Origin of the sequence: Pseudoclavibacter sp. 13-3, assembly GCF_021168475.1 — a bacterium.
Taxonomy (GTDB): Bacteria; Actinomycetota; Actinomycetes; order Actinomycetales; family Microbacteriaceae; genus Pseudoclavibacter_A.
Window position 1 is genome coordinate 591238 of sequence record NZ_JAJOZT010000001.1, and the last position, 26903, is coordinate 618140.

Annotated in this window: 24 protein-coding genes, 2 tRNA genes and 1 pseudogene; 13 read left to right on the plus strand and 14 right to left on the minus strand. The window is 65.3% G+C overall.

The features are described from left to right. Nucleotides 1–99: 99 nt before the first annotated feature. Nucleotides 100–1569: a carboxylesterase/lipase family protein gene (locus tag LRX77_RS02605; RefSeq protein WP_231831285.1), complete on the minus strand. Its 1470-nt coding sequence runs from the start codon at nucleotides 1567–1569 to the stop codon at nucleotides 100–102. A 91-nt stretch (nucleotides 1570–1660) separates the two neighbouring features. Here LRX77_RS02605 and cls point away from each other — a divergent pair, with 91 nt between their 5' ends. The 3 genes from cls (at nucleotide 1661) to LRX77_RS02620 (ending at nucleotide 5811) form a co-directional block, all read left to right on the plus strand. After that, complete coding sequence (gene cls, locus LRX77_RS02610) at nucleotides 1661–3136, plus strand: cardiolipin synthase (RefSeq protein ID WP_231831286.1); 1476 nt, start codon at nucleotides 1661–1663, stop codon at nucleotides 3134–3136. A 104-nt stretch (nucleotides 3137–3240) separates the two neighbouring features. Next, on the plus strand, nucleotides 3241–3816 hold the full coding sequence (locus tag LRX77_RS02615) for a TetR/AcrR family transcriptional regulator (RefSeq protein ID WP_231831287.1): 576 nt from the start codon (nucleotides 3241–3243) through the stop codon (nucleotides 3814–3816). Nucleotides 3817–3987: 171 nt separating this feature from the next. Then, the gene (locus LRX77_RS02620) at nucleotides 3988–5811 is read left to right on the plus strand and encodes a glycerophosphoryl diester phosphodiesterase membrane domain-containing protein (protein ID WP_231831288.1); all 1824 of its coding nucleotides are present in this window, start codon (nucleotides 3988–3990) and stop codon (nucleotides 5809–5811) included. A gap of 89 nt (nucleotides 5812–5900) precedes the next feature. Here the strand turns inward: LRX77_RS02620 and LRX77_RS02625 are convergent. The 3 genes from LRX77_RS02625 to LRX77_RS02635 all read right to left on the minus strand — a co-directional run bounded on the left by LRX77_RS02625 (nucleotide 5901) and on the right by LRX77_RS02635 (nucleotide 7243). Further along, a tRNA-Glu gene (locus tag LRX77_RS02625) sits at nucleotides 5901–5973 on the minus strand. Between the two features lie 92 nt (nucleotides 5974–6065). Beyond that, nucleotides 6066–6344, minus strand: coding sequence for a metal-sensitive transcriptional regulator (locus LRX77_RS02630; protein ID WP_231831289.1), 279 nt, complete (start codon nucleotides 6342–6344; stop codon nucleotides 6066–6068). A gap of 26 nt (nucleotides 6345–6370) precedes the next feature. Further along, nucleotides 6371–7243 carry a glycosyltransferase gene (locus LRX77_RS02635; protein ID WP_231831290.1) on the minus strand — a complete coding sequence of 291 codons (873 nt, stop codon included), beginning with the start codon at nucleotides 7241–7243 and terminating at the stop codon, nucleotides 6371–6373. Nucleotides 7244–7467: 224 nt separating this feature from the next. On the opposite strand from LRX77_RS02635, the gene LRX77_RS02640 reads away from it, so the two are divergent. Together LRX77_RS02640 and LRX77_RS02650 are read left to right on the plus strand one after the other, a co-directional pair. After that, the gene (locus LRX77_RS02640) at nucleotides 7468–8205 is read left to right on the plus strand and encodes a VIT1/CCC1 transporter family protein (protein WP_231831291.1); all 738 of its coding nucleotides are present in this window, start codon (nucleotides 7468–7470) and stop codon (nucleotides 8203–8205) included. Between the two features lie 1068 nt (nucleotides 8206–9273). Next, nucleotides 9274–9345: transfer RNA gene (locus tag LRX77_RS02650), tRNA-Gln, on the plus strand. A 52-nt stretch (nucleotides 9346–9397) separates the two neighbouring features. Here the strand turns inward: LRX77_RS02650 and LRX77_RS02655 are convergent. The 4 genes from LRX77_RS02655 to folP all read right to left on the minus strand — a co-directional run bounded on the left by LRX77_RS02655 (nucleotide 9398) and on the right by folP (nucleotide 13675). Further along, a complete protein-coding gene (locus LRX77_RS02655; RefSeq protein ID WP_231831292.1) occupies nucleotides 9398–10618 on the minus strand; it encodes a winged helix DNA-binding domain-containing protein in 1221 nt (406 codons plus the stop codon). Between the two features lie 73 nt (nucleotides 10619–10691). Beyond that, nucleotides 10692–11720: a heme o synthase gene (cyoE, locus tag LRX77_RS02660; protein WP_231831293.1), complete on the minus strand. Its 1029-nt coding sequence runs from the start codon at nucleotides 11718–11720 to the stop codon at nucleotides 10692–10694. 219 nt (nucleotides 11721–11939) lie between these two features. Further along, entirely contained in the window at nucleotides 11940–12731 is a 792-nt protein-coding gene (locus LRX77_RS02665) for a dihydrofolate reductase family protein (protein WP_231831294.1), read from the minus strand. Between the two features lie 32 nt (nucleotides 12732–12763). After that, the gene (folP, locus tag LRX77_RS02670; protein ID WP_231831504.1) at nucleotides 12764–13675 is read right to left on the minus strand and encodes a dihydropteroate synthase; all 912 of its coding nucleotides are present in this window, start codon (nucleotides 13673–13675) and stop codon (nucleotides 12764–12766) included. A 277-nt stretch (nucleotides 13676–13952) separates the two neighbouring features. Here folP and LRX77_RS02675 point away from each other — a divergent pair, with 277 nt between their 5' ends. Both LRX77_RS02675 and LRX77_RS02680 read left to right on the plus strand, forming a co-directional pair. Next, nucleotides 13953–15374, plus strand: a complete 1422-nt coding sequence (locus tag LRX77_RS02675) for an MFS transporter (protein WP_231831295.1) — start codon at nucleotides 13953–13955, stop codon at nucleotides 15372–15374. Next, complete coding sequence (locus LRX77_RS02680; protein ID WP_231831296.1) at nucleotides 15371–16627, plus strand: DUF2075 domain-containing protein; 1257 nt, start codon at nucleotides 15371–15373, stop codon at nucleotides 16625–16627. Before LRX77_RS02675 ends, LRX77_RS02680 begins: the two co-directional genes overlap by 4 nt. On the opposite strand, the gene LRX77_RS02685 is transcribed toward LRX77_RS02680, so the two are convergent. From LRX77_RS02685 to LRX77_RS02695, 3 genes are all read right to left on the minus strand, one after another. After that, the gene (locus tag LRX77_RS02685) at nucleotides 16593–17489 is read right to left on the minus strand and encodes a DMT family transporter (protein ID WP_231831297.1); all 897 of its coding nucleotides are present in this window, start codon (nucleotides 17487–17489) and stop codon (nucleotides 16593–16595) included. The genes LRX77_RS02680 and LRX77_RS02685 overlap by 35 nt on opposite strands. 56 nt (nucleotides 17490–17545) lie before the next feature. Continuing rightward, nucleotides 17546–19135, minus strand: coding sequence for an MFS transporter (locus LRX77_RS02690; RefSeq protein WP_231831298.1), 1590 nt, complete (start codon nucleotides 19133–19135; stop codon nucleotides 17546–17548). Between the two features lie 384 nt (nucleotides 19136–19519). Then, a complete protein-coding gene (locus LRX77_RS02695) occupies nucleotides 19520–20281 on the minus strand; it encodes a type II toxin-antitoxin system HipA family toxin (protein ID WP_231831299.1) in 762 nt (253 codons plus the stop codon). Here LRX77_RS02695 and LRX77_RS02700 point away from each other — a divergent pair. Continuing rightward, nucleotides 20280–21448, plus strand: a protein-coding gene (locus tag LRX77_RS02700) for an IS3 family transposase (RefSeq protein ID WP_231831300.1) whose coding sequence is annotated in 2 segments (ribosomal slippage) — nucleotides 20280–20559 and nucleotides 20559–21448 — 1170 coding nt in all. Because the reading frame shifts where the segments join, the coding sequence is not laid out codon by codon here. The two genes, LRX77_RS02695 and LRX77_RS02700, sit on opposite strands and share 2 nt — an antisense overlap. A gap of 32 nt (nucleotides 21449–21480) precedes the next feature. On the opposite strand, the pseudogene LRX77_RS02705 reads toward LRX77_RS02700, so the two are convergent. Further along, a pseudogene (locus LRX77_RS02705) lies at nucleotides 21481–22146 on the minus strand (transposase); the annotation flags it as partial. On the opposite strand from LRX77_RS02705, the gene LRX77_RS02710 reads away from it, so the two are divergent. Then, a complete protein-coding gene (locus LRX77_RS02710; protein ID WP_231831301.1) occupies nucleotides 22145–22621 on the plus strand; it encodes a hypothetical protein in 477 nt (158 codons plus the stop codon). The pseudogene LRX77_RS02705 and the gene LRX77_RS02710 overlap by 2 nt on opposite strands. Nucleotides 22622–22739: 118 nt before the next feature. Here LRX77_RS02710 and LRX77_RS02715 read toward each other — a convergent pair whose 3' ends face one another. Then, nucleotides 22740–23489 (minus strand): sulfite exporter TauE/SafE family protein, encoded by a 750-nt coding sequence (locus LRX77_RS02715; RefSeq protein WP_231831302.1) that lies wholly within the window; start codon nucleotides 23487–23489, stop codon nucleotides 22740–22742. A 76-nt stretch (nucleotides 23490–23565) separates the two neighbouring features. Here LRX77_RS02715 and LRX77_RS02720 point away from each other — a divergent pair, with 76 nt between their 5' ends. The 3 genes from LRX77_RS02720 to LRX77_RS02730 all read left to right on the plus strand — a co-directional run bounded on the left by LRX77_RS02720 (nucleotide 23566) and on the right by LRX77_RS02730 (nucleotide 25556). Next, the gene (locus tag LRX77_RS02720; protein WP_231831303.1) at nucleotides 23566–23919 is read left to right on the plus strand and encodes a metallopeptidase family protein; all 354 of its coding nucleotides are present in this window, start codon (nucleotides 23566–23568) and stop codon (nucleotides 23917–23919) included. Beyond that, nucleotides 23900–24484 (plus strand): DNA-3-methyladenine glycosylase I, encoded by a 585-nt coding sequence (locus tag LRX77_RS02725; protein ID WP_231831304.1) that lies wholly within the window; start codon nucleotides 23900–23902, stop codon nucleotides 24482–24484. The genes LRX77_RS02720 and LRX77_RS02725 overlap by 20 nt, the downstream gene beginning before the upstream one ends. 118 nt (nucleotides 24485–24602) lie before the next feature. Further along, nucleotides 24603–25556, plus strand: coding sequence for an alpha/beta hydrolase (locus LRX77_RS02730; protein ID WP_231831305.1), 954 nt, complete (start codon nucleotides 24603–24605; stop codon nucleotides 25554–25556). Between the two features lie 2 nt (nucleotides 25557–25558). Here the strand turns inward: LRX77_RS02730 and LRX77_RS02735 are convergent, their stop codons facing one another. Then, entirely contained in the window at nucleotides 25559–26011 is a 453-nt protein-coding gene (locus LRX77_RS02735; protein ID WP_231831306.1) for an Lrp/AsnC family transcriptional regulator, read from the minus strand. An 82-nt stretch (nucleotides 26012–26093) separates the two neighbouring features. On the opposite strand from LRX77_RS02735, the gene LRX77_RS02740 reads away from it, so the two are divergent. After that, nucleotides 26094–26801, plus strand: a complete 708-nt coding sequence (locus tag LRX77_RS02740; RefSeq protein ID WP_231831307.1) for a LysE family translocator — start codon at nucleotides 26094–26096, stop codon at nucleotides 26799–26801. Nucleotides 26802–26903: the final 102 nt, after the last annotated feature.

Genomic DNA, 26903 nt, shown 5'->3' on the forward strand with positions numbered 1-26903 from the left:
TCATTCACCCACAAACATTGTGGTCGTCCGGGGGGGGGGGGGGGGGGGGGGGGGGGGGCCCCCCCCCCCCCCCCCCGCTTCTCACCTCCGGTTCAAGAGCTAACGCCGGAAGGGCTGATCGAGCAGCATCTCGACATCGTCGAAATCGCCGTGCGACCGCACCGCGGCCTGCGTGCCGCCGAACACTTCGACGACTCCGGCATCCTCAGCCCAGCTCGGCCACCCGGGGGTGCCCGTCGCGATGAACGACACGGCAGCCGAGTGCATGGCCGTCGCCAGTGCCTGCGGCGGGTTCTCGCCGGTGTGCAGTGCGACGTCGGTCGAGTCGAGGCAGTCGAACCAGAACGGCACGTCGAGGCAGTGCCCCGACAACCCGTAGCTGCCAGAGACGAACGCGAAGCGGTACACCCAGGTGCGCTCCCCGCTACGCGCCCGCGCCGCGCGAACCACCGTGCTGCGGAAGATGCCGTCACTCAGATAGCGTCCGAGCACGGCGGCATTGCCACGGGCGACGTAGTCGTCGTGAGCCTGCACGTACTGGTGCTGCACGTCGCCGCTCAAGCCGACCGAGTCGAGCAGGCCCGCCAGCGGAACCTGTTGGAACTGCTTCGACTGCCCCATCGTCAGCACGAGGAACTCTTCGTCGGTCGCTCCGAGCATGAGCGTCTTGTCTGCACCGATGCCGAGCGCGTACGATTCGAAGGTGGGGCGCTTGATCAGCTCGCCATCGACCACCGGAGCCAGAAGCGGACCATCCTGCACCATCGACTTGAGATAGTCGAGGCCGGGAGGCGTGTCGAGCACCTGCTGCACCTCGTAGATGCGGTCTTCGGGCACGGCGCGCAGCGCCTCGGCCGTGGGCTCCACCCCGAGCTGCTGCCCGAGCTGCCGAGCGAACTCGATGGCCTCTTCTTTCGGGCGGTCTCCGAGCGCACCCGAGATCGAATGGATGCCTGAGAAGAGGTGCTGCGCGCACTCCATGCCCAGCAGCGTGAGTGCGGCGCCGCCGCCCGCCGACTGCCCCGAGACGGTCACGCGATCGGGATCACCGCCGAACTCGCGAATGTTGCGCTGCACCCATTCCAGCCCGGCGATCCAGTCGAGCACGCCACGATTGGCGGGGGCACCCTCGATCCAGCCGAAGCCGTCGAAACCGAGACGATACGACAGCGTCACCGTGACAACACCATCGCGGTTGTACGTGCGCCCGTCGTACCACGGGCTGGCAGGCGAGCCTTCGTAGTAGCCGCCGCCGTGAATCCACACGAGCACCGGCAGACCCGCCTCGGTGTCGCCCGGCCGAGGCGTGAACACGTCGGCGTTCAGGGTCGAATCACCCGGCACGACCTGTTCCGGGATCATTCCGCTGTCAGGCTCACCGCGCTTCGGCGTCGGCCCGTACTCGAGCGCATCCCGCACTCCAGTCCACGCATCCACCGCCTCAGGAGCGGCAAAGCGGAGATCCCCCACCGGAGCTTTCGCGAAGGGAATGCCCAAGAACGCTGCACTCCGTGTCTTCCCCTGCTCTCGCCAACGACCGCGAACCTCGCCATCGTGAGTGCCCACCATGCAATAGTTCTCTTCTGACAACATGCCCCCTATGGAGTATTTGGAGTATTCACCGCACCGCGGCGATCAGTTTTCAACTACTATCTAACGGATGTCAGATTATCAAACTTGGTTCACTCTACCTACACTGATCTTCTTCACGACCGATCTCGTTATCCGGGTCGTCGCACTCTTCGTGGTGCCCCGCAACCGCACCCCGGCTTCCGGCACCGCATGGCTGCTGTTCATCTTTCTGCTGCCCATTCCCGGGCTCATCGTCTTTCTGCTCATCGGCGCGAACCGGATGCCGCGCGCTCGACGCGAGAAGCAGGACCGCGTGATCTCCCAGATGCAGAAGGCCGCGGCAGAGGACGCGAAAGTGTTCGGCAGCGACCTCGCCAGGCTTCCGCCCGGTCTCGAGAACACCGAGAAGCTCGGCCTGGATCTCGGCGCTCAGCCCATGATGGCAGGAAACCGAGCACACATCACCTACCAGTACGAGGAGTCCATCGAGGCCATGGCCTCCGCGATTCGCACGGCTGAGAAGTACGTGCATGTGGAGTTCTACATCCTCTCGTACGATCGCACGACGCACGACGTCTTCGAGGCGATACGAGAGGCCACCGCACGCGGGGTCAAGGTTCGGGTGATGCTCGACCATATCGCGACCATACGGCAGCCGAAACCGTCAGCGACCACGCGCAAGTTAGACGAAGTCGGCGCCCAGTGGGCCTTCATGCTGCCGGTACGGCCTTGGCGGGGCCAGTGGCAGCGCCCGGATCTGCGCAATCACCGCAAGATCCTGGTGGTTGACGGGCACATCGGCTTCATCGGTTCTCAGAACATGGTCGACACGAGCTACAACAAACCAGGAAACCTGCGCAGGGGCCTGAAATGGCGAGACATCATGGTCAGAGTCACTGGTCCGATCGTATCGAGCCTCAATCGGGTCTTCATGGGCGACTGGTACATCGAGACCGGCGAGCTGCTCGAGGACAGCGCCCCGCACGCTGCAGACTCCGAGCAGCCCGGCGAGCTGCTCGACTGCCAGGTGCTCCCGAGCGGCCCGGGCTTCGGCGAAGAGAACAACCTGCAGGTGTTCATCGCCCTCATGGGAACCGCGACCAGGCGAATCAGTGTGACCAGCCCGTACTTCGTTCCTGATCAGGCGATCATGTACGCGCTCAGGGCAGCCACCGCGCGAGGCGTCGCCGTCGAGCTCTTCGTCTCAGAAACCGGCGATCAGCCGATGGTCTATCACGCCCAGCGCTCGTATTACGAGGCTCTCCTGCGCGCCGGCGTTCGAATCTTCATGTTCAAGCCGCCGTACATTCTGCACTCCAAGCACTTCACCATCGACGACTCGATCGCCGTTGTCGGCTCGTCGAACATGGATCAGCGATCGTTCAGCCTCAACATGGAGGTATCGATGGTCGTCAACGGGGCAGGATTCGTGCGACAGCTCGACAGAGTCAATGCCTACTATCACGAGAACTCTCGCGAGCTCACGCTCGAAGAGTGGAAGAAGCAGCCGCTGCGCAGCCAGTTGCTCGACGGGCTGTTCCGACTCACATCGGCTCTGCAGTAGGCGATGCCGAGTTCTGAGAGCACTGCTCGACTAGAATGCAGAGTTCAGCGTTACAACAGAGACTGCACCACACAGGCTGCAACCGCAGAGACAAGAAGGTCGGAATGGCACGTCGACTCAGCCTCGAGGCCCGGCGCAGCGAGATACTGCAACGAACCCGGCAGATGATCGCCGAGCAGGGCCCGGAGGGACTGAGCCTGCGGGCAGTGGCCAGATGGTGCGGCATGAGCGCCCCCGGCCTGCTGCACCACTTCGATGGCCTGAAGCCGCTTCTCGAGGCGGTGCTCAGGGAACGTGCAGAAGACGAAATGGCAGCGTACACTGCCGCCTTGCCGGCCAACCCCACCCTGAGAGACTGGGCAGACACTGTGGCGCGAGTCGCGATGACCCGGGTAGAAGAGAACCGCAACTTCGACGCGTTGGAGACACAGGCGATCGCGAACCCTGATCATCCGGCACATGACTTCTATCTCATGGAGACCCGCCCGTTTGCGGCCACGATCACACTCGCCGAAGAAGAGTACCCTCGAAACCCCCAGCTCGTCACGGAGGTGCTCTCCACCGTCGTAGACGGACTCCGAATGCACTGGCTTCGCTCGCGAGAAGCGCCGAACTATTTCGAAGACTGGCAACGAGTCGCCGATACGGTGTTTGCAGGCTTCGAGCAGTACCGCGCCTGAGCACGGCTGAGACATCAGAGATACAGCCGCCATGGTGTGCACTCTTCTGCACTGCATCAAGATAGCTAACGACTGTTAGATAATTGATACCATAGCAGCACAAACGCGCCGGGAATCGGCACGAGGCATCAACGATGCGCGCGGCAGAAGGGGCAGAAGGGCACGACGACCTTGAAGAGAGAAGCAGGCAACGAGAGCGTTCGACTCGGTCTTGGCGCACTGTTGCGAGCGACCCTGCGAACAGTGCGGCGCGGGGGCATCGCGGTCGTCGCATTCGCCTTCCTCACAAACATCGTGCTGGTCGTCGCGGCCGAACCGTTCATTGGCTTCCTGTTCCGCGAAGCACTGCTGCTGAGCGGCGAGCCCGGTGTCGACTTCGGCCAGCTGCGGCTCTCATCCGTGTCACTCCTGGTGCCCGCCCTGATCGTGCTGATCGGGCTCTTCGCCTTCGTGCTCGTCACGATGCAGCTGGTCTTGATCCTGCTTGCCCTGCAACAGACCGCCTCGACCGGGCGGGTGAGTGTGCACGACCTGCTCATCTCTCTCGGCGGGCTGCTCCGCCGGCTCCTCAGAGTCTCTTCGCTCCCGGTGTTCTGTTACCTCTTCCTCCTGCTTCCGATCAGCGGATTCGGATTTCTCTCAGCCCTCACGCAAGTGATCGCGGTGCCAAACTTCGTGTCGGGCGAGCTGTTGAAGAACCCGGTCACTGCAGCGCTCTGGAATCTGCTCATGCTGGCTCTCCTCATTGTCAACATCCGACTCGCGCTGACACTGCCGATCTTCGCGCGCTCAGACGCCTCGGGCAGCCGCGCCATGCGGGTCAGCTGGCGAACCGTCCACGGTCGCACGTTCTGGACGCTCGTCGCCGGTGTCCTCGTCATACTGCTCATCGCGGCTCCGATCGCCGTCACCGTCGCCGTCGCAATGGTGCTGCCGACGGCGATTACCGATCATCTCAATCCAGCTGTTTCTCCAGTTTCTGCCGCGATCAGCGCCGGCGTCGCCCAAGTGCTGCTCATACTGCTGCTCAGCACGGTCACGGTCGCTCTGTTCTCGATGCTCACTGCGGTGGCAGATCAGGCAGGTGTGACACAGCAGACAGAGACCTCATCATCCGGGGGCTACCGGCGCGCGCCATGGCGCTGGGGGCTTGCCGCCAGCGCCGCCCTGATGGTGATTCCGCTGAGTCTCAGCATGCTCGCGCCAATGCAGACCCTCGCATCTCCTCCACAGTCGGAGGTGATCGGGCACCGCGGTTTCGTGGCAGGCGGTGTCGAGAACACGATTCCCGCGCTCGAGGCGGCGGCGCAGGCAGGCATCGATCGCGTCGAGATCGATGCGATGCAGACGAAAGACGGCAACTTCATCGTGATGCACGACCTCGACCTCAGCCGGCTGGCCGGGCGCAATGAGGCGATCAAAGATCTCACGTTGGCCGAGCTGACCCAGATCACCGTGCACGATGAGGCGGGGCACAGCGCAAAGATCCCGTCGCTCGAGGAGTATGTCGTCAGAGCACGAGAGCTCGGGATGCCACTGCTCATCGAAGTGAAGATGGGCGGCCTCGACTCACCCGACCATGTGGATCTTCTGGTGCAGCAGCTCAAAGCCCTCAACGCGCTCGACGGCACCAAGTTCCACTCACTCGACCACACGAGCGTCGCGCGTCTGAAAGAGCTTCTTCCCGACGCCGAGGTGGGTTACATCCTCTCATTCGCCGGTGTCGGAGTACCCGACACCCCCGCCGACTTTCTGGTGATCGAAGAGTACACAGCCACCGAGCACATGCGACGGGCAGCTGCGAAGGCGTGCCTGAAGTTCTACGTCTGGACGGTCGACGATGAGCTCGCCCAGCGCGTGCGCCTGCGACAGGGCGTCGATGCGATGATCACAGATCGGCCCGATACCGCGCTGTCATCACGCGAGGAGATGCAGAGCGAAACGGGGCTGGCACCGGCATTGCTCGATCTGCTGCTGGGATTCGTGGCGCTGTAGTTCTGATCGCGGCCAGGCAGGCTCTGCACCAGTCAGAACAGCCTGTTGCCAGAAAAGCAAACCCCCGCCGGAGCAGGGGTTTGTGATTGTGACCCCAGCGGGATTTGAACCCGCGTTACCGCCGTGAGAGGGCGATGTCCTAGGCCGCTAGACGATGGGGCCGTCTGTAAGCAACCAGATGATTATGCCACAGATTCGATCACGCACACCAATTCTGGAGTCGATTTCGGGCGTGTCGCCTGTGCCGGCCGGGGTCAGTCAGCTCGGCCCTTGATGCCGTAGAGGCGCACCATCTCGTCGATGGCGCGTTCGCGTTCGTCGCCACCCGCCTGCAGCATGTGCGGCACGTGCGTGCGCAGGTGATTCTCGACGAGCAGCGCGTTCAGCGACGCGAGCGAGCGCTGCACGGCGAGCGACTGCGTGACGATGTCGACGCAGTAGTCTTCGTCTTCGATCTGACGCTCGATGGCACGCAGCTGCCCTTCGATGATGCGCACGCGATGCAGGGCGCGCTTCTTGATGTCGTCGATCATGCCGCCCAGACTACGCTGTCGCGAGCTCAGCGACGACTGAGCACGGGCACGCTCGGCAGACTGCTGCGCTCGATGTCATCACTGCCGAGGTGTCTGATCTGTCGCAGCCCGTGCAGAGACGGATAGATCATGTAGAGCACAGCCTGCGGAATGCGCTCGAGGCCGCGGTTGAGACTGTGCGCCCGATATGTGCGGCGAAAGCGCTGCACATAGTCGCTGTAGTCGCGAAACTTGGAGTCCATGCGTCGCGCCGAGATGCCGCAGACCATGTTCGACTCGTAGCCGACGAACTGCCCGTTCTCGGCGAGATGAATCGACAGGTCGATGTCTTCGTGCAGCAGATCGCCCTCATCGGGGCACACCTCGTCGCGAATCAGATTCCACGCTTCGGCCCGCACCGCCATATTGCTGCCGAACACGAACCGGTACTCGCGGTTCAGCCGCATCAGCAGTTTGCGAAAGCGATCGTCAGCGCGCAGGCCGAAGCGGCGAAACGGCATGTCGTAGTACATGACCGGGCCGGTGAGGGCGCTGATGTGCTGGTTGCGAAAGGCGAGACGCACCTGGCGGCTCCATTCGGGAGCCAGCAGCGAGTCTGCGTCGATGCGGCCGAGCACGTCGCTGGTGGCTGCGTCGAACCCGGCGTCACGAGTGGGAATGAGCCCCTGGCGCTCGTTCTGGGCAAGCAGTCGGATGACCTGATTCGGGTGCTGTCGAGACACACGCCGCACCGTCGCTGCGGTGCCGTCGGTGCTGCGGTTGTCGACGACGATGATCTCGTCGAGCGGCACGGTCTGTGCGATCGCCGCTCGCAGGCACGCCTCGATGCGTTCTTCCTCGTTGTACGCCGGGATGATCAGCGAGACGCTAGGGAGCAAGCCGGTAACCTCTGGGGTCACTGCGGTTCCTTTCCAGTCTGTCGCCCTCAACCATAGCCGTCCCGCCGCACGAACGTCATGATTCGACGTTGCAGATCGATAAAGTTCTCGTCTCCGAACACCCAGACGACGGTGGCGTTGACCCGATTTCTCGCCCTACTGTGGCGTACATACGCAGCGATGCTGCCCGTTCCGAGCAGCATCCGCCACCCAGACGACCAGTTCTCACGAGGAGGCCTGACTCCATGTCAGCAGCGGCAACAGTGGTCGATCCGGCCAACCCGCACACCTACGATCACACGCACGCGAATGTGAGCGGGGGCTGGCTGCGCGCCTCGGTCTTCGGTGCGATGGATGGCCTGGTCTCGAACATCGGCCTGGTCACCGGCATCGGCGCAGCCGGTGCCTCGAACCACGTGGTGCTGCTGACCGGCGTCTCGGGGCTGCTGGCCGGCGCGTTCTCGATGGCACTCGGCGAGTTCACCTCGGTGCGCAGCCAGAACGAGCAGCTCGACAAAGAGATCGCCGTCGAGGTGGCCGCACAGAAGCGCAACCCGGCCGGCGAGCAGGCCGAGCTCGCCCGAGAGTTCCAGCAGATGGGCATGAGCGAGCAGACGGCGCACACCGCCGCGGCCGAGATTCACAGCACGTCGGTCTCGACCCGCACCGTGCACGTGCACCTCATGCAGGAGCTCGGCATCAACCCAGACGATCGCCCCTCACCCATCGCCGCAGGTCTGCTCTCATTCCTGTTCTTCTCGATGGGCGCGATCGTGCCGATTCTGCCCTATCTCTTCGGCATCGGCTCACTCATGACGGGCCTCATCGCCGGCTGTGTCGGGCTGCTGCTCGCCGGCGGCATCGCCGCAAAGGTGTCTGGCCGCAACTGGTTCAGAGGCGCCGCACGCCAGCTGGTGCTCGGCTTGGTCGCCGTTGCGGTGACCTACGTCGTCGGCATGCTCATCGGCGTCGACGCGCACTGATCGCCGTTGACCCCCCTTCGAGCCGGCCGCGACACAGTCACATGCCTCGGCATCCGCCGCAGCCGCCTGACGCGCATGGTCGACAGCGTGCAGCATGCGCTCGCGCAGCTCGTTGGCGCGTGATGCGAAGCCCTGCTGCCGCTCGGCGAACTCGCGTCGTCCCTGCTGCGTCTCGATGCGCACCGCCTCCAGCCCGAATCGCCGCACGTCATAGGGCGATGCCTGCATGTCGAGATCGCGCACTTCGCGAGCGAGTTCGAAGGTGTCGATCAGCAGCTCGCCGGGAATGATCGGCCCGAGTTTCATGGCCCACTTGTAGAGATCCATGTTGGCGTGCAGACAGCCGGGCTGCTCGAGGTCTGGCTGTGCGGCACGGGTCGGCTGCAGCGCGTTCAGAGGTCGGGCCGCGGGGGTGAAGAAGCGGAAGGCATCGAAGTGCGTGCACTCGATGCGGCTCGACTCGACCACGGTATCGGTGCCGGCGTGCCCCAGTCGCAGCGGGAGTTTCGTGTGGCGCTCCTGCCCGTCGCGCATGCCGTAGACCATCGCCCACTCGTGCAGGCAGGAGCAGCCGAGCTTGGGGCGGCGCTCGGCGGTGCGGCGCAGCAGCCCTTCGACGAAGCCGACCGCGCCGCGTCGATCGGCGAGAAAGGCGGCCGCGTCGACACGGGTGTCGGCCCCGTCAGTCACGTACCAGCGCCACTGGGCCCGCGGTTCGGCGGATGCTCCCTCGAGCTCGACTCCGGCGCCCGGGTGCCAGCGCCGCAGGAGCGATGGCCGATACGAGTAGTAGGTGAACAGAAAGTCATCGACTTCGTTGATCTCGCCGGTCTGTCGGCGTGCGCGCCACCCGGCGGTGAGCTGATCGGCGCGCTGCTGGTGCCGAGCTTCTCGCGCACGCCACACGTGGTCCGAGAGGCGTTCGAAGGCACGGGGCTGAGGAACATCCACTCCCCCATCGTATGACGCACCACCGGGCCGTTTCGAGCCCGAGTTGTGTTTCGGGCGAGAATGCCCTAATGTTGACTCTCGGTTCGCAAACGTGCACAACGGATGCGCAACTGCCCTTGGGGTATGGTGTAATTGGCAACACGACGGTTTCTGGTACCGTTATTCTTGGTTCGAGTCCAGGTACCCCAGCAAGTTCTTCTGCGTGGTTCTCCCCTCCTTGTTCGGCATTCTGCCGCTCGTATCAGCCGCGTGCGGTGCTGAACCGGCTGTAGGCCGTCATCGAACGTTCGAGCGCGGCCGATTCCCGCTCGGTCAGAGTCTCACCCTCGAACAGGCTGACTTCGGCGGTCTTCGTCTTCCAGGTGCCCCGGATGCGCCCCGCGCTCAGCACCGTCGGTCGCCCCACTCCGTTCTTCGACATGACCGCCATGTTGAACTTCGGATCGAGCACCATCGAACGATCTCTGTACCCGAGCAGAAACTCGTCGAAGGCGGGCAGCGCCAAGGTCTCGCTCAGCGCATCGGCGGCCGAGCATCCCGTCGTCTGCCCTTCGTCTTGCGCCCAGGCCAGCTGCGGCTCGGTCGCCCACAGCTGTTCGCCGTTCGGCCCGGCGCATTCCACGAGTCGTTCACGTGCTGCATCCGACTCGGCGAGGCGCAGCGCCCTACGGCTCTCGCCGACGGTCAGGGCCGTCCACCAGCTGAGATCTGCCGCAGTCGCAGGGCCGTGCCCGACGATGTACCGCCGAGCGAGTGCGGCCAGTGCATCATCGCCCTCGAGCAGCTGCGGCGAGACGATCCACTCGTCGGTCAGCACGAGGTCAAGGTCTCGGCCGTTGTCGTTCACGGGGCCGAACACCACATCACCGAGCTGATTGAGCGCCCACACCAAGTGGTACGTCCACCCTGCCCGCATCTCGATCCCGGCGTCCTGCCACACCTGTGTCAGTGCGTCTCGATGCAGCCGCCGCCCGCCAGACAGGGCCTGGCGCGTGATCTCTCTCACCTGATCGACGACGGCAAGGTCAAGCTGCAGGCGTGCACGGCGCTTGGGCCAGTCTCTGAGCACGCGGTGATTCGTGGCCTGCTGCACCCAGCCGATGTCTGCCGCTGCCACGAGGTGCACCGTCGAGCGTATCGGCCACGAGCGCACGATCAGCCCGTGGTCGAAGGCAGCCCGAACCGCCTGTGCCGAGGCCCCGGCCCGCAGTCCCAACGCCCATTGCGCAGAGAGAAAATCCTGCCCCTGCACCGCGAGCAGGTGCGAGGTCGCCGCGGCCACGTCGTCGGCCGTGCCCCTGTGGGGGCTGTTCGTACCGGCCGAACGGGCCGAAGACTCCGCAGCCGTCGCCTCAGCGGGCAGCAGCTCGGGAGGCAGCGGCTCAGTGCGCAGAGCATCAGCGAGCAGCTGAGCGACGATTCTGGCTGCTGCGATCTGTGGCTTGCTGAGTGTGATGGCCATGGCACCACTCTATTCACCGCGCAGGTCTGCCGAGGCAGCGGCCCTCGCCCTGCGTGCCTACGTGCCTACGTGCCTACGGCAGCCAGGGGTCAAGACCGAGCATGATGCACAGCGCCATGATCGACACGAGCGAGAACCCGAACATGCGGTGCGACCAGGCGATTCTGTCGGCGGCCGTGAAGCCGAGCGCACCGATCACGATCCACACGACGCCGAGCAGCCCCAAGACGCTGGTGGTGGTCAGGCTGGCGAAGCCCAGCACGCCGAGCAGCACCACACTCGCCACGTACAGCACGGTGTAGACGAAGATGTGCACGATGGTCGTCGGCACGCCCTTCACCACGGTGATCACGGGAACCCCTGCAGCGGCGTACTCCTCGCGCCGATAGATCGCGATCGAGTAGAACTCGGGCATCTGCCAGAAGAACAGCGCGAGAAAGACCAGCACGGCACCGGCATCCACACGCCCCGTGGCGCCGACGTAACCGGCGAGAATGGGCACAGCGCCCGAGACCGATCCGACCAGGGTGCCGTGATACGACATGCGCTTCGAAGTCGCCCCGTAGAGCCAGACGTAGCAGACGAAGCCGAACGCGCCGAGACCGAGCACCAGCGGCGTCGACCAGATGCCCAGCACCGCGGCGCCGAGCAGCCCCAGCACGATCGAGAAGATCGTCGCTCGTCTCGCGCGTACTCCCCCGGTGACGGTCGCTCGCTTCTTGGTGCGCTCCATGCGCTGATCGATGTCGCGATCGAGCACGTTGTTGAGCACGGTCGCCGAACCGACGATCAGCGTCGTTCCGATTGTGACGATCACCAGCGAGAAGAGGTCGACGCCGTTCTGACTGCCGAAGAGAAAGCCGGCGACGGCGCTCAGCACGTTCGCATAGAGCACTCCCGGCTTCGTCAGCGAGTAGTAGCGCGCGATCACGTCGCGCAGTGATTCTCCGGGGTGTCGAGAGGCTATCGCGGCATCGGTGCCGGGCTGAGCGACGTGCGTCTGCGAGCACTGTGCGGGTGAGACTCCCGGTGCCGAGGTGCCCAGGTGCTCGCCCGCCGGTGTCTGCGCGGCGCCTGCCGCACGATCGGATGACGCACTCATGCCCTTATACCTCGTTCGCTCTCACCCACGACAACGAGACGTCGAAGGCAGACATTCCAAAGTTGTAGGCTAACACGCCCCGGTCGTCTTTCTCACCCCAGGCTGTTCGTGTGGCACGGGCCGATCGACCGAAGTGCCGACGTGCCCGGGTCACTCGCGAATGTCGGCGGATGCTGCGGTCGCGTCGGCATGATCGCCTCCTGTGGTCGGTAGCGGGGGTCAGTCTCGGGCCCGGCGATATCTGAGCAGTAACAGGTCTTCGGCACGCAGTGCGCCGGCGAGATGAAAGCGCCGGCTGAACGCTGCCACGCCGCTGGTCAGTCGCGGGCCGGAGCCGCCGACGGCCAGCGAGTCGAGTGAGAGGCACAGCTCGGCGACCGCGTCGGCGTCGAAGAGCGCCGACGCCAGACGCGGCCCGCCCTCGCAGAGCACATCGGTGAGGCCCCGCTCGTGCAGCTCGGCGACCAGGCCGGCAATGTCGAGAGAGGTCTCGCCCACCACGACGACCTCTGCCACTTCGGCGAGCGCAGCCCGTCGTTCGGCGGCGGCACTCGCCAGGGTGAAGACGATCGGCCGTGTCGGCGCGTTCGCGAAGATGTCGCTGCCCGGGTCGAGGTTCGCTCGCCCCGAGACCAGGGCGAACGCGGGGTGCGCTGCCAGGCCATGCGCCTGGCGCCACGCCCCCGAGGCCTCGTCGACGCGCATCGCGCCGTAGCCTTCGTCGCGAGCGGTGCCGGCGCCGAGCAGCACGACGTGCGCCTGCCGCCGCAGCAGGTCGAAGACCCGGTGGTCGGCCTCGCCGCCCAGCGGCCCTGAGACGCCCCCGACCGTGACCGCACCGTCGAGGCTGGTCACGAAGTTCAGTCGAATGCGCACGCCGTCGCCATCGGGCCATGCATAGCGCTGCAGCAGGTCGTCGTCGCTCAGCGCTGCGGCTGCATCGCCGGCAGGGATGCGTTCGCCGGCACTGACGGGTTTTCCTGTACTGACGAATTCGGTGATCGCGCTCATGCTCCGACCCTACCGGCAGCCGCCGACTGTGTTCAGATGTTGTGCCGTTCGTAGGCCGGTTCGCGCCAGCCGAGCACGGCCTCGACGAGACGCATCGCGTCGACCGACTCGCGAGCGGCGTGCATGCGCACGATGCGAGCGCCCTGCATCGCGCAGACCGTCGCCGCAGCGAGTGACCCGGCCAGCCGGTCGGGCTTGTCTCGATCGAGCGTCTCGCCGATGAAGTCTTTGTTCGACACCGCCGCGAGCGCAGGCAGGCCGATTTCGGCGATCTCGGCGAAGCGACGGGTGAGCTCGAGCGTCTGTCGGGTGCTCTTGTTGAGGTCGTGCCCTGGGTCGATCACGATGCGCTCGGGCGGCACGCCGAGTTCGACCGCGCGGTCGACGCGCCTGCGCAGAAAGGTGGCCACCTCCCCGACGACGTCGTCATAGTGCGGATGCGGAAACGGCGTGCGAGGCTCGGCCAGACTGTGCGTGATCACCAGTGTCGCATCGCTGTCGGCGACCACTCGCGCGACGTCGGGATCGTGCAGCCCGGTGGTGTCGTTGATCACCGCCGCGCCGGCCGTGATGCATGCTTCGGCCACTTCGTGGCGAAAGGTGTCGACCGAGATCACCACGTCGCTGCGCTGCGCCACCGCTCGCACCACGGGCAGTACGCGTTCGATCTCGTCGTCAGCCGACAGCTCGGGCCCTGGAGCGAACTTGACCCCGCCGATGTCGACCCAGTCGGCACCGGCCCGCACCGCATCCATCGCCGCCTCGACGGCCGCATCGAGCGCGAAGGTGCGCCCCTCGTCGAAGAACGAGTCGGGTGTGCGGTTGACGATCGCCATCACCGCGATCTGGCGAGAGAAATCGAAGCTGCGGCGACCGACAGTGCGACGTGGGTGCTGCAGCGGTGGCAGAAAGAGGGAGCCCGAAGTCGTATCGCTGATGCGCATGCGCCCATTGTCTCGCAGACGTCTGCTCGGCGACAGCACCCTGAGATCTGCGGCGAGTTCGCCCAGGCGCAGCGAGACGACCAGGTGTATAGTCGTGGCCATGCAGTTCTCGCGCAGCGCTTGGTGGTGGCCGTCCTTCCGACGGCACTGACCCGCGCCTCGCGCACACATTCAGGCCGCCGATCGAGCGGCCTTTCGCCTTTGTGCGATTCTCTCTCGTCGGCGGTGCCGCTCCGAATCCGATCAGTCGATCGGCCTCACACACAGAGAGATCCCCGTGAATCAGCGAACAACCCACGAGCCGTCACCCAAGCTGCACCTGCCCGATGACCCGCCGCAGGCGGTGAATCCGAGCCCGCTCGCCGACCCGCCCGCGCAGAAGGGGCTGCTCGGCCGCCTCGCCCTCGCATCGGGCGTCGGCACCGCCCTCGAGTTCTACGACTTCGCCCTCTACGCCACCGCGACGTCACTCGTGTTCAACAAGGTCTTCTTCGTCGTCGACGACCCCTGGTTCGGCACCTTTCTGGGGTTCGTGACCTTCGCCGTGGGCTTTCTGATGGCCCCGATCGGCGCCGTCGTCTTCGGCCATCTGGGCGATCGCATCGGCCGCCGCAACACCCTGATCGCCACGTTCACGCTGATGGGCGGCGCGACCCTGCTCATGGGGCTGCTGCCGAGCCACGCGACGATCGGCGTGGCTGCTCCCCTGTTGCTGCTCTTTCTTCGCCTCGTGCACGGCGTCGCCCGCGGCGGCGAGGTCGGCGGCGCGGCGCTCATCGCCATCGAGCAGGCCCCGGCAAAGCACCGCGGCCTCTATGGCAGCTTCGTCACCCTCGGCTCGCCCGTCGGAGCAGGTCTCGCGAACCTCTCGTTTCTGCTGATTCTGCTGCTGCCCAATGAGGCGGTCATCGGCTGGGCATGGAGAATTCCGTTTCTTCTCGGCGGCCTCGTGCTGGTCGTCGGTCTGGTCACGCGGCTGCACGTCGACGAGACCCCGGTGTTCAAACAGTTGCAGAGCGAGCGCAAGGTCGCGAAGCGGCCAGTCGCCGATGTGCTTGGACACAGCTGGGGCCGTGTGCTGGGGGCCGCGGGCGTCATGTTCGGCTTCAACGCCTTTCAATACGTGCTCTTCACCTTTCTGCTGTCGTTCGGCTCTGAACCGGTCGCGCAGCACGGCCTCGGCCTTGCGCGCAATGCGCTGGTCACCGGCACGCTGCTCGGCTGCCTCGGGCACGCCATCGCCATCGCCGTCGCCAGCGTGCTCTCTGACCGCGTCGGCCGCAAACCGGTGATTCTCACCGGTGCGATCGGCCTCGCGCTCTATGCGTTTCCGATGTTCTCGCTGTTCACCGCCGGCTCGGCGAGCGAGGCCGCGGCCGCCATCGTGATCGGGCTCACCCTGGCCGGCATCATGTTCGGCCCGATGCTCACCTGGTTCGCGCAGCTGTTCGCTCCGGCTCAGCGCTACACGGGCATCGGTCTCGGGTTTCAGATCGGTGCCGCCCTCGGCGGCGGGTTCTCACCGCTGATCGCCAACCGTCTGCTCGCCGCCACCGGCACCACCGTGTCGATCTCGATCTTTCTGGTCGCGGCCATGGTGCTGAGCCTCGTGTGCATCGTCGTGCTGCCCGAACAGCACGCGAGCTCGCGCGCCGACGACGCGAGCCAGCGCGACGGGGGCTACAATCACGACCTGTGACAAGCCCAGCTGCTGAGACCTCGACCCTGCTGCCCGGTCTCGATCGAGACCAGGGGCGGCTGGCGCAGCGCATCACCGCGTTCTGCGACGAGCACCTCGCGACCGGCTCTGCTCGGCACCGGTCGAGCGATGACCGACCGGCCGTCTTCCTCGTGCAGGGCGCCGCAGGCACGGGCAAGAGCGCGCTGCTCTCGCAGCTGTTCGTCGCGCTGAGCGCACGATCGCGTCTGCGGGCGTCGGCCGACCCGATGGCCGGCGCCCGCATCCGCATGCTCGTCAACCATGCCGAGATGTGGCGGCGCTACCGCGATCTCGCCGGGCAGCAGCCCGCGCTGCGCAAGATGCAGGTCATGCGGCCGACGCCCTACATCAACGCAGCCGCCCGCGACGCGTCGCAGCGTGCTGACATCGCGCTCGTCGACGAAGGCCACCTGCTGCTCACCCGTGCCGACCCCTACACCCGGTTTCGCGGCGAGAATCAGCTGGCCGACATCATTCGCGCCTCTCGCATCACAGTGGTCGTCTACGACGATGCACAGGTGCTGCGCATGCGCAGCCACTGGAGTCTGGCGCTGCTCGAGCGGGTGATCGGGCACGCGACACTCGAACGCGGCGAGTTGCACCGTCAGCACCGCATGGGCGCGTCTCTCGAGGTTCGCGAGTGGATCGACCGCTTCGTCTCGGGGGGTGCGCCCGTGTGCCCGCCCCCGGCAGGCGACGCCTCGTTCTCGATGCAGGTCTTCGACGACGCCGGCGCTCTCTACCGTTGGGTGCGCTCGCACCAGGCACAGGGCTCGGCACGCATGCTGTCGACCTATGACTACCCCTATGCCCTCGACGGGCGCGACCACTTCATCGACGAGCCGGGCCTGCACGTGCGCTGGGATCGCTACCGTCCAGAGGCCACCCTGCCGTGGCCTGAGCGCCCCGACAGCGCAGACGAGGTGGGCTCGGTCTATACCGTGCAGGGGCTCGACGTCGATTGGGCGGGCGTACTGCTCGGCCCGTCTGTCGTGCTGGGTGATGACGACTGCCTGCGGATGCTGCCCGACCGCTACGAGGATCGCGCCGCGCTGAGCGGTGGCGCGGCAGCGCGCGCATCGGGCTCGACTGCGGCGGATGCCCGCGCGGCGCACGAGCGCATCTTGCGTGACGCGCTGCTCACGCTGCTGACGCGACCCCGCCGCGGGCTCGGCATCTCTGCACACGACCCCGCGCTCAGGCGGGCACTCGACGGGCGGCCAAACTCGTGATGACGACGCCGACGATGACGAGCAGGCCCCCGACGGCAGCTGACAGGGTCAGCGGCTGACCGGCCACGAGACCGATGATCACGACGAAGACGGTGATCAGGTTGAGGTAGATGGCCGCTGTCGATGAGGGCACGATGCTCACTGCGCTGTTCCAGAGCAGATATGAGCAGACCGACGGCAGCAGGGCGATGACGATCAGCCCGATCGTCGCACCCGAGTCGCCGAGAGGCAGACCTGCGCCCTGCACCGCAGCCACGGGGCCGAGCATCACGCAGACCAGCACGGCCTGCACCGCAGTCGAGGTGATCGGTCGCACACCCGGCACGCGCCCATAGATCGTGTAGAGGCTCCACACCAGAATCGCACCGAGCATGATGATCTGCCCGACGTTGAAATCGAGCTCGGCGATGGTCTGCCATGATCCTTCGGTCAGCACCAGCAGAACGCCGACCAGGCTCAGCACGATGCCGCCCACACCGGTCTTCGAGACGTGCTGGCCGACCAGCAGCACAGAGAGCATCACCATCAGCGCCGGGTTGCCGGCGTTGACCAGCGAGGCGCCGACCGGCGTCGTATAGTGCAAGGCCATGTAGAGCAGCAGGTTGTATGCGACGAGCCCGAGCAGCGAGAGCACGACCAGCCTCGGCAGAGCGCGGGCGACAGCGCGCCAGTCTGGTCGTTCGATGATCTGCGCGAGCACGAGCAGGGGCACAGCGGCGATCATCCAGCGCCAGAAGGTGAGCCCGACCGGCGACATCTGCTGCAGCACGATGGCGCTGATCTGATAGTTGAGCGCCCAGAACACGGTCGCACCGACCATCTCGGCAGACGCGCGAAGACGGCTCGAAGTCTGTGTGGTCATAGCGGGACTTTACCGCTGTGACCACACAGAACTCGCATCGCTGGCCGGTGAGGTGCTCAGTCGACCTTGGTCGTGCCTGCCGCAGCGGTCTTCACATCGGCGTTGTCAGCCGCAGCCGCCGGCGCCTGTGTGATGACCTGCAGCGGCATGGTGCTGGTGTCGATGTAGGGGTTCTCGGTCTGATCGCGCACGAGTCGGCGGGCCTCGGCCTCAGACTCGACCGTGGGCATCGAGCCCAGCAGCGGCCGTTTCGCCGTCTCACGCATGCACAGCATCGCGACGCCGCCGAGCAGGCCGAAGAACATGATGTAGAACGCCGGCATGTAGTGGTTGCCGGTCAGTGAGATGAGCCCCTGCGAGAACACCGGCGTGGTGCCGCCGAACAGCGCTACTGCGACGTTGTACGAGATCGCCATCGCCCCGAAGCGCGATGCCGTCGGGAACAGCGCCGGCAGGGCCGCCGCCGAGATCGCCACGTAGAAGGCCACTGGAATCGCGACCAGCACCAGTGCACCCTGAATCGCCCAGAAGGTGCCGACGTGCATGAGCATGAATGCGGGCAGCATCAGCACCAGTGTCGCGACGACGGCAATGCCGTAGACCGGGCGACGGCCGATGCGGTCAGACAGGCGCCCGATCAGCGGCAGGCAAAGTGCCATCACGATCAGCACAGGCACCGTTGCGGCGGCGGCCATGGTCGGCGTCGTGCCCACCTCGGTCTCGAGATATGCGGGCATGTAGCTGGTCAGGGCATACCCTGCGGTGTTCGTGGCCGCGACGATGGCGATGCCGATGAGCACCTCACGCCAGTAGTGCTTGAGGATGCCGCCGATGCCGAGTCGCTGGAACATGGGATCTGCCGTTTCGGGCTTCGGTGCGTCGTCTTCGTCTTCTTCGAAGTGCGGGGTCTCGGGAATTCTCGTTCGCAGATAGATGGCGACGGCGCCGAGCGGAATGGCGATCAGGTATGGAATGCGCCAGGCACCGTCGGCCATGGCCGTCTCACCCCACACTGACTCGGCGATGATCGTGGTCACAGCCACCGTCGCAGCACCTGCGGCGAACCCCAGGTACGAGCCGACGTCGAGCCATGAGGCGAAGTAGCCGCGCTTCTTGTCTGGCGAGAACTCTGAGACATATGTCGTCGCACCGGCGTACTCGCCGCCGGTCGAGAACCCCTGCACCATCTTGAGCAGATAGAGCGGAACGGTCGCCCACAACCCGATCTGAGCTGCCGTCGGCAGCAGTCCGATGAGTGCTGTGGCGAGGGCCATCATGCCCATGGTCAGAAACAGCACCTTCTGACGACCGATGCGGTCACCGAGCGGCCCGAGCACCATGCCGCCCAGCGGGCGCACCAGAAAGCTCACGGCAAACCCGAGCAGCATGATGATCAGACCGGTCTGCTGCGGCAGCCCCTCGGTGAACACATGAGTCATCACGACGGCCAGGTAGCCGTAGATGCCGAAGTCGAACCACTCCATGAAGTTGCCCACCACGGTGCCGCCGATGGCCTGTTTCATCGGGCGTCGCTTCACGATCACCACGTCTTCTTTGCGCAGACGGCGCCGACGTGCTCGCGCCTGGCCGGGGCCTGCGCCGACGCCCTCTGGCGCCATCTGTGAACTGTTGTCATTCGTCTGCATTCTGACCTCTGTTCGTGTGCGTACGCGGGAGCGCAGCGGCTACGCAGAACTGACTCGAGGCTGGCTGCACCTCGAAGGAGTGCATCAGGAATCTCCTGATGCACCATGTGCGTCATGATCAGCCCACCAGCCGCGCATCGGGCGCAGGGCGAGGGCTACGGTGCCGCGGCTCAGCAAACGTTGCTGTCATCCGCCAGCCCGTGGACAGGGCGCTGAAGCTGCTCTTCACGAATCATCGGGATTCGACCGTCACGGGCAATAGCAAGACATCATAGCAGATGTGCAGTGCAGCGACGAGTGAGCGCCGTGCGAGGGTTGGGACGCCTAGTGCGAAACCTCGTGCGGAGAGCAGTCGACCAAAGCTGCCGGAGACCCCTCCTACGCTCAGCTCACTGCCGACGTGGCCGCAGCGATTCGAGGGGCCATGACCTCGATGGTGAGAGCGTCGGCACCATGGGTGGCGGCGTAGCGGGGCAGCGTCGCCAGCGCGGGGCGTAGTCGTCCGAGGAACTCGTGAGCTGCGGTCTGGCTGACGCTGAACAGGTCCAATGCGTCCTTTTCCATGAAGGAGTCGAGTTCGAGGTCGTGGGCGCCCATGAGTGCGAGCTGGTGCTGGTTGCCGTCGCCGAGGGGTGTCGGGTTGACATCGAATGCGGGAGCGAGGGCCCATGCGGGTCCGCGGCGGAGGAAGCCGTGGTTTCGGAGGTGATCGTCGAGGTTGCCCGTGAGAGCACCGAACACGGCTCGTCGCCACAGCTCGGTCGTGTCGGCCCCGGCCATCTGTGCGAAGTCGACGACGTCAACCCAGTCCGCGCCGTCGCCATCGACGGCTTCGAGCGCCGTCATCGCGGAAATGTACGGGATGCGGGTAGCATCCTCAGTCCGATCGAACCGTTTCAGGAACAGCACGGTGCGTGCCGTGCCGTCGACGACCATCCGCTTCGTCATGTGTGGGGGAACATGGATTCCCGCCTCTTGCATGGCATCGAGCATGGCTGCTTCCCACGCCATGACGTTCCAGTCGTCGCCGACCGGCTTCGGGAACTTCGCCAGCCAGAGCTCAACGCCGATCCTGAGGGTGTGCTGCAGGTTTGGTTGACTCTGAGATTGCATGGCTTTCGGGTCGTGCGGGAGGATGTTGATCATGCCGAGGAAATTCAGTGATGAGTTCAAGGCCGATGCGGTGGGTCTGGTGGAGTCGGGGATGTCCCAGAAGCAGGTCTGCGCGGATCTGGACATCTCGAAGTCTGCTCTGCAGGCCTGGGTTCGCAAGGCCCAGGCCGCCGCTCATGGGCTGCCGACGAGTGGGGACGCGGAGACGATGAGAGCGTCCGCGCAGGCGTTGAAACGGATTCGTGAGCTGGAGATGGAGAACGAGGTGCTGCGCCGGGCAGCGGCGTATCTGTCTCAAGCGAACCTGCGTCTCCCAAAATAATCTACCCGCTCGTCCAAGAACTGGCCGCGACCGGTGCCCGTGTTCGGGTGCCGGTCGCGGTGACGTGCCGGGTGCTGGGTATCACGAAGCAGGGCTATCACCGGTGGGTGGCTGCCGGTGTCTGCCAGCGGGACTGGGACGACGCCCACCTGGCCAACGCCGCCATGGATGTGCATGCTGATGATCCAGAGTTCGGGTACCGGTTGATCGCTGACGAGCTCGAACGCGACGGGTTCGACGTGTCGGAGCGGCGAGTCTGGCGCGTCTGTTCCATCAACGGGATCCGCTCGGTCATCACCGGTAAGGGCAAGCGCAAGGGGTCGTGGGGTCCGCCGACTGCGACGGACAAGGTCCGTCGCGACTTCACCGCTGACGGCCCGAACCAGTTGTGGTTGACCGACATCACCGAGCACTGGACGCGCGAAGGCAAGCTCTACCTCTGCGCACTCAAAGACGTGTTCTCCAACCGGATCGTGGGCTACTCCATCGACTCTAGAATGAAAGCCAGCCTCGCTGTCGCAGCACTCACCGACGCGATCAATCGGCGATCCCCCGCGCCCGGTCTGATCGTCCATAGCGATAGAGGCAGTCAATTTCGGGCACGGAAATTTCGTCGCGTTCTCGACTCCAACGGGCTGGCGCAGTCGATGGGTGCGGTCGGGACCTGCGCGGACAACGCCGCCATGGAATCGTTCTTCAACCTCGTGCAGACCAACGTTCTCGACCGCAAGAAATGGACCACCAGACAAGAGCTCCGCCTCGCGCTGGTCCGCTGGATCAACGGCACCTACAACAGACGACGCAGACAACGAGCACTCGGAAAACTCACCCCACTCGAATACGAGATAACCTATCAACCAACTGCACAAGCAGCATAAGGAAAACAGTCAACCAAAGCTGCAGCACACCCTTTCGCCCTTGTGATGCCTGACAGTCCCAGCACCCGCATCGCACGGTCCACCGCACCCCGAGATGCGTCACCGATCGCAGTCCGGCGGATGAACGCGGTCATCTTCTTCCGCCCGTACAGCCCCTCCGGTGTCATCCGACGCCGTGTCGTCCCATCAGGCAGCTCCTCGACGCGCCAGGCGGCGTCACGGGCGGCGTCGAGCTCCATCGCGTCGGTGATCTCCGGAGCGCGATACGGGGACGCTTCCAGGCCCGGTAGGTACCTGCCGCGACCTTCACGCCCTGCTCACGCAGGACGCGGACGATCGACTCGACGGCGAAGCCCTCCGACCTCATCTGATCGACGAAACTCATGATCAACGCCCCCGGGGGTCGAGTTCCCCCACGAAGAAAGCCGTCGCCGCTTTCAAGATCGCCACGTCCTCACGCAACGCACGGTTCTCAGCCTTCAACCGCTTGATCTCGGCGTGCTCCTCGGTGGTCTGACGTCACGGTCACCCGCGTCGATCTCGGCCTGGATCACCCACAGGCGCAGCGACTCCGCACCCACGCCCTCCTGCCGGGCAACAGCCGCAATCGCCTTCGCGTTCGACGGCTACTCGGACCGGTGCTCAAGCACCAACCTCACAGCTCGCTCACGGAGCTGGGGATCAATCTTCTTTGGCATGACGCCATCCTTTCAACTCGAAAAGATGCGGCATCAAACCTACGGCGATTCAACTGAGCTTGAGCGGCTTCTGAGTGAGTTCAACACCAAACTTGAGGCTGAGAACATCCCGCCCATCACGAAAGATGAGCTGATCTCGAGCATTCTGTTGTCGAGGAAGCAGGCTTGGATCCCGTTGGTCGCGTCGCTGCTAGGGTTCGCCATGCTGGGGTTCGTGATGACCCAGATCCCACTGAACTCGCACATTCTCTACAACGGCCGCGGAGCAAGCAACGCACACGTCAACCGCTACGTCATGCTCATCGTCCCGACCGGACTATTCGCACTCGGCCTAGCAGCCCGTCGGCCAAAGAACGGCATAGGTATTCCCAGCAAACGTCGATTCGAGACACAGGTCGCGTGGGGTGTCACCCTCTCTTTCCTTGCCGCTCAAGCGGTCGGAATGTATGCATTCCTAACAGCGAGTTTCTCCTAGACGCGCTACCAGCGCGAGGCTCGCGTCGTCTTGTGCGCATCGCATCCACACGAAACTGGCGCCGACGGCCTGGCCGACCGAGGTGAGACAGACCGGCCCACATCATCCCCAGACCCACTCAGATCTGCACCCCGAAGATGTCGAGCAGCCCGCGCCCCAGCGTGACCACGCCACCCGCATAGCTGATCACGAGCACGGCCATGCGCGCCGCACCCGCCGGCACTTTCTTCGCCACCAGGCTGCCGCAGGTCACCCCGAGCACCAGTGTGACGAAGATGCCGATCCAGACCAGCGCCGGCAGGCTGACCAGACGCCCCGGGTCGATCAGAAACTTCACCAGGAACGAGGCGATGCCGGTCATCATGAAGAACGGCTGCAGCGTCGCAGAGAACGACTTCTGCGGCCACTTCGAGAGCACCGCATAGACCGTCATCGCCGGCCCGCCGATGCCCGCCGCCGAGTTCATCGCACCGGCCGCGAACCCGCTGCCGGCGATCCAGCTCGGCCCCGCCGCGACGAACGAGGTGCGACCGATCAGCTGCGAGACGGTCAGCGCGATGATCAGCGTCGCGCCGATGATCGCTTCGAGCCACTCCCCCGGCAGCGCATGCGCGAGCATGCCTCCGGCCACGATGCCGAGCAGCGTCGTGGGCGCGAAGCCGATGAACCGCTGCCAGTCGACGTCGCGCCAGACGCGGCTGAGCACCAGCGACGCCGAGACGATGGCTGCGAGGTTCAGAATCATCACGCCGCTGTAGGGCCCCAAGAGCAGCACGATGAAGGGTGACACGACCAGCCCGAACCCCAGGCCGGTGATGCGTTGGGCGAACGAGCCGATGAAGACGAGAATGAGCAGCGCGGCGATCACCGGGGCAGATTACCCCCTGCACCCTCGATCTCCCTACTCGACAGCGACAGATGTCGGCGATCGATATGATGACCTCATGCCGATCGAGATGGACGAGTCCCGCTTCGCCGAGCTGGTCGACGATGTCTTCGACGACATTCCGCAACAGGTGATCGACGAGCTCGACAACGTGGTCTTCGTCATCGAGAACCGCCCCGCCGACGGGTCGCTCGACCTGCTCGGCGAGTACGACGGCCTCGCGCTGACCGAGCGCGACGACTACGGCATGGTCGACCTGCCCGACCGCATCGTGCTCTATCGTGAGTCGCTGCTCGACATTGTCGACGACGAGCAGAGTCTCGTCGAACAGGTGCACATCACCCTGATGCACGAGATCGCGCACTACTTCGGCATCGACGAAGAGAAGCTGCATGAACTCGGCTGGGGCTGACCTCGTCGTCGGCGCCGATGGTCGGGCACGACCACCGTGGGCGGCCGCAGACCCACTGCTGCGCGACTACTACGACACCGAGTGGGGCCTGCCCGTCACCGACGAGCGCGGCGTCTTCGAGCGGCTCAGTCTCGAGGCGTTCCAGGCCGGTCTGTCGTGGCGCACGATCCTCGCCCGACGGCCGGGTTTTCGGGCCGCCTTCGCCGACTTCGAGGTGGATGCCGTGGCCACCTTCGACGAATCGGACGTCGCCCGCCTGCTGGCCGACGAGCGCATCATCCGCCAGCGCCGCAAGATCGAGGCGACCGTGCGCAACGCGCGCGCAGCCGCCGCCATGCGCGACTCCGGCGGGCTGGCCGCGTTCGTCTGGTCGTTCCGCCCGGCGACGTGGGATGCGCCGCTCACCCTGCATGACATCCCCACCCAGACCACCGAGTCGCGTGCGCTGGCCGACGGGCTGCGAGCGCAGGGGTTCTCGTTCGTCGGCCCCACGACCATGTTCGCCCTGATGGAGGCCATCGGCATCGTCGACACCCACTTGCCCGGTGCGCACCGGCCCGCCTGAGCCGGCGACGTGCACCGGCCTCGACGAGATCGCGCAAGATCGACACGCGACAAGCCGATACAGATCTGGAACGATAGAGGCACCCATCCATCACAGTCGCTGGAGAGGAAGTGGTCTCATGACTTGGACGATCAACCCAGAGTTTCGTGCCTTTCTGGAGCGTGACGATCTCTATTCGAAAGTGCGCCCGGCCAAGCTGCCCGTCGGCGACGTCGAGGGGCGCCGGCGACGTGCGGCGCTGCGTCTCGGCTTCGTGACAGATCCGGCCCGCACGCCCGAGGTGGTCACTCGCGACTACCCGATTCCCACACCAGACGGCCACAGACTGCGCGCCAGACTGTATCTGCCGCTCGACTGGCGCCCCGGCCCCCTCGGCCTCTTTCTGCACGGCGGCGGCTGGTTCGTCGGCACGCTCGATCAGGTCGACGCCTCGATCGCCGACTACGTGGCCCGCTCGGGGGTCGCGCTGCTGGCACCCGAATACCGTCTCGCACCCGAGCATCCGCACCCCACCCCGCTCGAAGACGCCTACAGCACGCTGACCTGGGTGTTCGAGCATCTCGACGAGCTCGATGCCGATGCTCGCCGCATCTTCGTCATGGGCGACAGCGCCGGCGGCGGCATGGCCGCAGGCCTCACCCTGCTCAGCCGCGACCGTGGCGGCCCCACCCCTGCAGCCCAGATTCTGATCGCACCGATGCTCGACGACCGCACGGTGCTCTCAGACCCGCTGCTCGACGAGCACCTCACCTGGACGTACAACGACAACATCACCGCCTGGCAGGCGCTGCTCGCAGATCAGGCCGCCGCCGACGAGCCTGCGTCGGTCTATGCGACACCGGTGCGCGCCGATGATCTCTCGGGCCTGCCCGACACCTTCATCGACACCAGCACGCTCGACATCTTTCGCGACGAAGACATCGCCTTCGCGAGCCGGCTGCTGCAGGCCGGGGTGCAGACCGAGCTGCATGTCTATCCCGGAGTTCCCCACCGGTGGGATCGCATCGCCCCTGAGATCGAGATCTCGCGTCAGGCGATTCTCGCCCGCATCCGCGTGATGCAGGCGGTCTGACCCTAGAGCGGGATCGGCCGACTCACCACGACCGAACGCATGACGAGGGTCGAGCGGATGCGCTCGATGCCGGGGATGACCGAGATGCGCTGGTCGTAGAGCTCTTGGTAGTCGGCGAGCGTGCGTGTGAGCACTCTGACCAGAAAATCGGGCTCACCGAAGAGACGCTGACACTCGATGATCTCGTCGAGGTCTGCCAGCGAGCGTTCGATGGCCGCCATGGTGACGGCGTCGCTGCGACTCACCGTGATGAAGAGCAGCGCCTGAAACTCCAGGCCGGCCTTTCGTGGGTCGATGCTGGCGTGATAGCCCGTGATGACGCCGGTGCGCTCCAGCTGACGCACGCGCCGCAGACACGGCGAGACGCTCAGCTGCACCTTTTCGGCGAGTTCGGTGACGGTCTGACGACCATCTTTCTGCAGCAACGCAAGGATCTTTCTATCCGTGGCATCCATGCGCAAGATTATATCTTTATTCGACCCTCTGCGAACCAGACTTGGCACCACATGCGAAAGCTGTGCACATACCATTCACTCTATGGATACCGCATTGCTGCCGGCGTTCTTCGCCGTGAGCCTCATCGTCATCATCACACCGGGTGCCGACTGGGCGTACATTCTCTCGCATGCGCGCAGCACGCGCGAGGCGATGGCATCGATCGGCGGGCTGCTGATCGGCTATGCCGGCCACACGATTCTCGCGACCGCAGGGCTCACCGTAGCGCTGGCGCTGCTGCCCGGCGCGCTCACCACGCTCACCTTCGTGGGGGCGGCCTATCTGTGCTGGCTCGGCGTGCAGTCGCTGCGGCATCCTGACGGGTTCGTCCTGCCGGCTCCTGTGCAGGCGCAGGCGATCTCGACGACGACCGGCACCATCCCGGTGGTGACCAGATCGATCACGCTGCCGGCGCTGGTCGCCCAGCCGCAGCATCCGCTCGGGCGCGTCGTCGCCAAAGGCGCCGGAGTCAGCGGTCTCAACCCCAAGGTCGTGCTGTTGTACCTGTCGATACTGCCGCAGTTCATCAGTCCCGACGCCGCGTGGTCGCTGAGCGCGCAGACCGCGATGCTCGGCGGCGTGCACGTGCTGGCCACGATGTGCTTCTATACGCTGCTGGCGCTGGCGGCGGTGCGCGTGCTCGACCGGCATCCGGGCGTTTTCAAGCCGATCTCGATCGTCTCGGGCATTCTGATGCTCTGCTTCGGCGTCGCACTGATCGCCGACCAGGTCGTCACACTGCTGCGCTGATCGGAGCATCGCACACAGCGCGAACGAGCCCCGGCACCAGAGTTGGGCCGGGGCTCGTTGTTGACACTGGCTGCAGCGCCGCTGGTTCGGACGACCAGAGCG

Coding starts and splice junctions, on each gene's coding strand:
- LRX77_RS02640 (WP_231831291.1), top strand. CDS start 7,468: ATGTCAGCAGCGGCAACAGTGGTCGATCCGGCCAACCCGCACACCTAC.
- LRX77_RS02695 (WP_231831299.1), bottom strand. CDS start 20,281: ATGATCAACATCCTCCCGCACGACCCGAAAGCCATGCAATCTCAGAGT.
- cls (WP_231831286.1), top strand. CDS start 1,661: ATGTCAGATTATCAAACTTGGTTCACTCTACCTACACTGATCTTCTTC.
- cyoE (WP_231831293.1), bottom strand. CDS start 11,720: ATGAGTGCGTCATCCGATCGTGCGGCAGGCGCCGCGCAGACACCGGCG.
- LRX77_RS02725 (WP_231831304.1), top strand. CDS start 23,900: ATGAACTCGGCTGGGGCTGACCTCGTCGTCGGCGCCGATGGTCGGGCA.
- LRX77_RS02735 (WP_231831306.1), bottom strand. CDS start 26,011: ATGGATGCCACGGATAGAAAGATCCTTGCGTTGCTGCAGAAAGATGGT.
- LRX77_RS02605 (WP_231831285.1), bottom strand. CDS start 1,569: ATGGTGGGCACTCACGATGGCGAGGTTCGCGGTCGTTGGCGAGAGCAG.
- LRX77_RS02710 (WP_231831301.1), top strand. CDS start 22,145: ATGACGCCATCCTTTCAACTCGAAAAGATGCGGCATCAAACCTACGGC.
- LRX77_RS02720 (WP_231831303.1), top strand. CDS start 23,566: ATGCCGATCGAGATGGACGAGTCCCGCTTCGCCGAGCTGGTCGACGAT.
- folP (WP_231831504.1), bottom strand. CDS start 13,675: ATGCGCATCAGCGATACGACTTCGGGCTCCCTCTTTCTGCCACCGCTG.
- LRX77_RS02665 (WP_231831294.1), bottom strand. CDS start 12,731: ATGAGCGCGATCACCGAATTCGTCAGTACAGGAAAACCCGTCAGTGCC.
- LRX77_RS02655 (WP_231831292.1), bottom strand. CDS start 10,618: ATGGCCATCACACTCAGCAAGCCACAGATCGCAGCAGCCAGAATCGTC.
- LRX77_RS02690 (WP_231831298.1), bottom strand. CDS start 19,135: ATGCAGACGAATGACAACAGTTCACAGATGGCGCCAGAGGGCGTCGGC.
- LRX77_RS02685 (WP_231831297.1), bottom strand. CDS start 17,489: ATGACCACACAGACTTCGAGCCGTCTTCGCGCGTCTGCCGAGATGGTC.
- LRX77_RS02630 (WP_231831289.1), bottom strand. CDS start 6,344: ATGATCGACGACATCAAGAAGCGCGCCCTGCATCGCGTGCGCATCATC.
- LRX77_RS02730 (WP_231831305.1), top strand. CDS start 24,603: ATGACTTGGACGATCAACCCAGAGTTTCGTGCCTTTCTGGAGCGTGAC.
- LRX77_RS02740 (WP_231831307.1), top strand. CDS start 26,094: ATGGATACCGCATTGCTGCCGGCGTTCTTCGCCGTGAGCCTCATCGTC.
- LRX77_RS02615 (WP_231831287.1), top strand. CDS start 3,241: ATGGCACGTCGACTCAGCCTCGAGGCCCGGCGCAGCGAGATACTGCAA.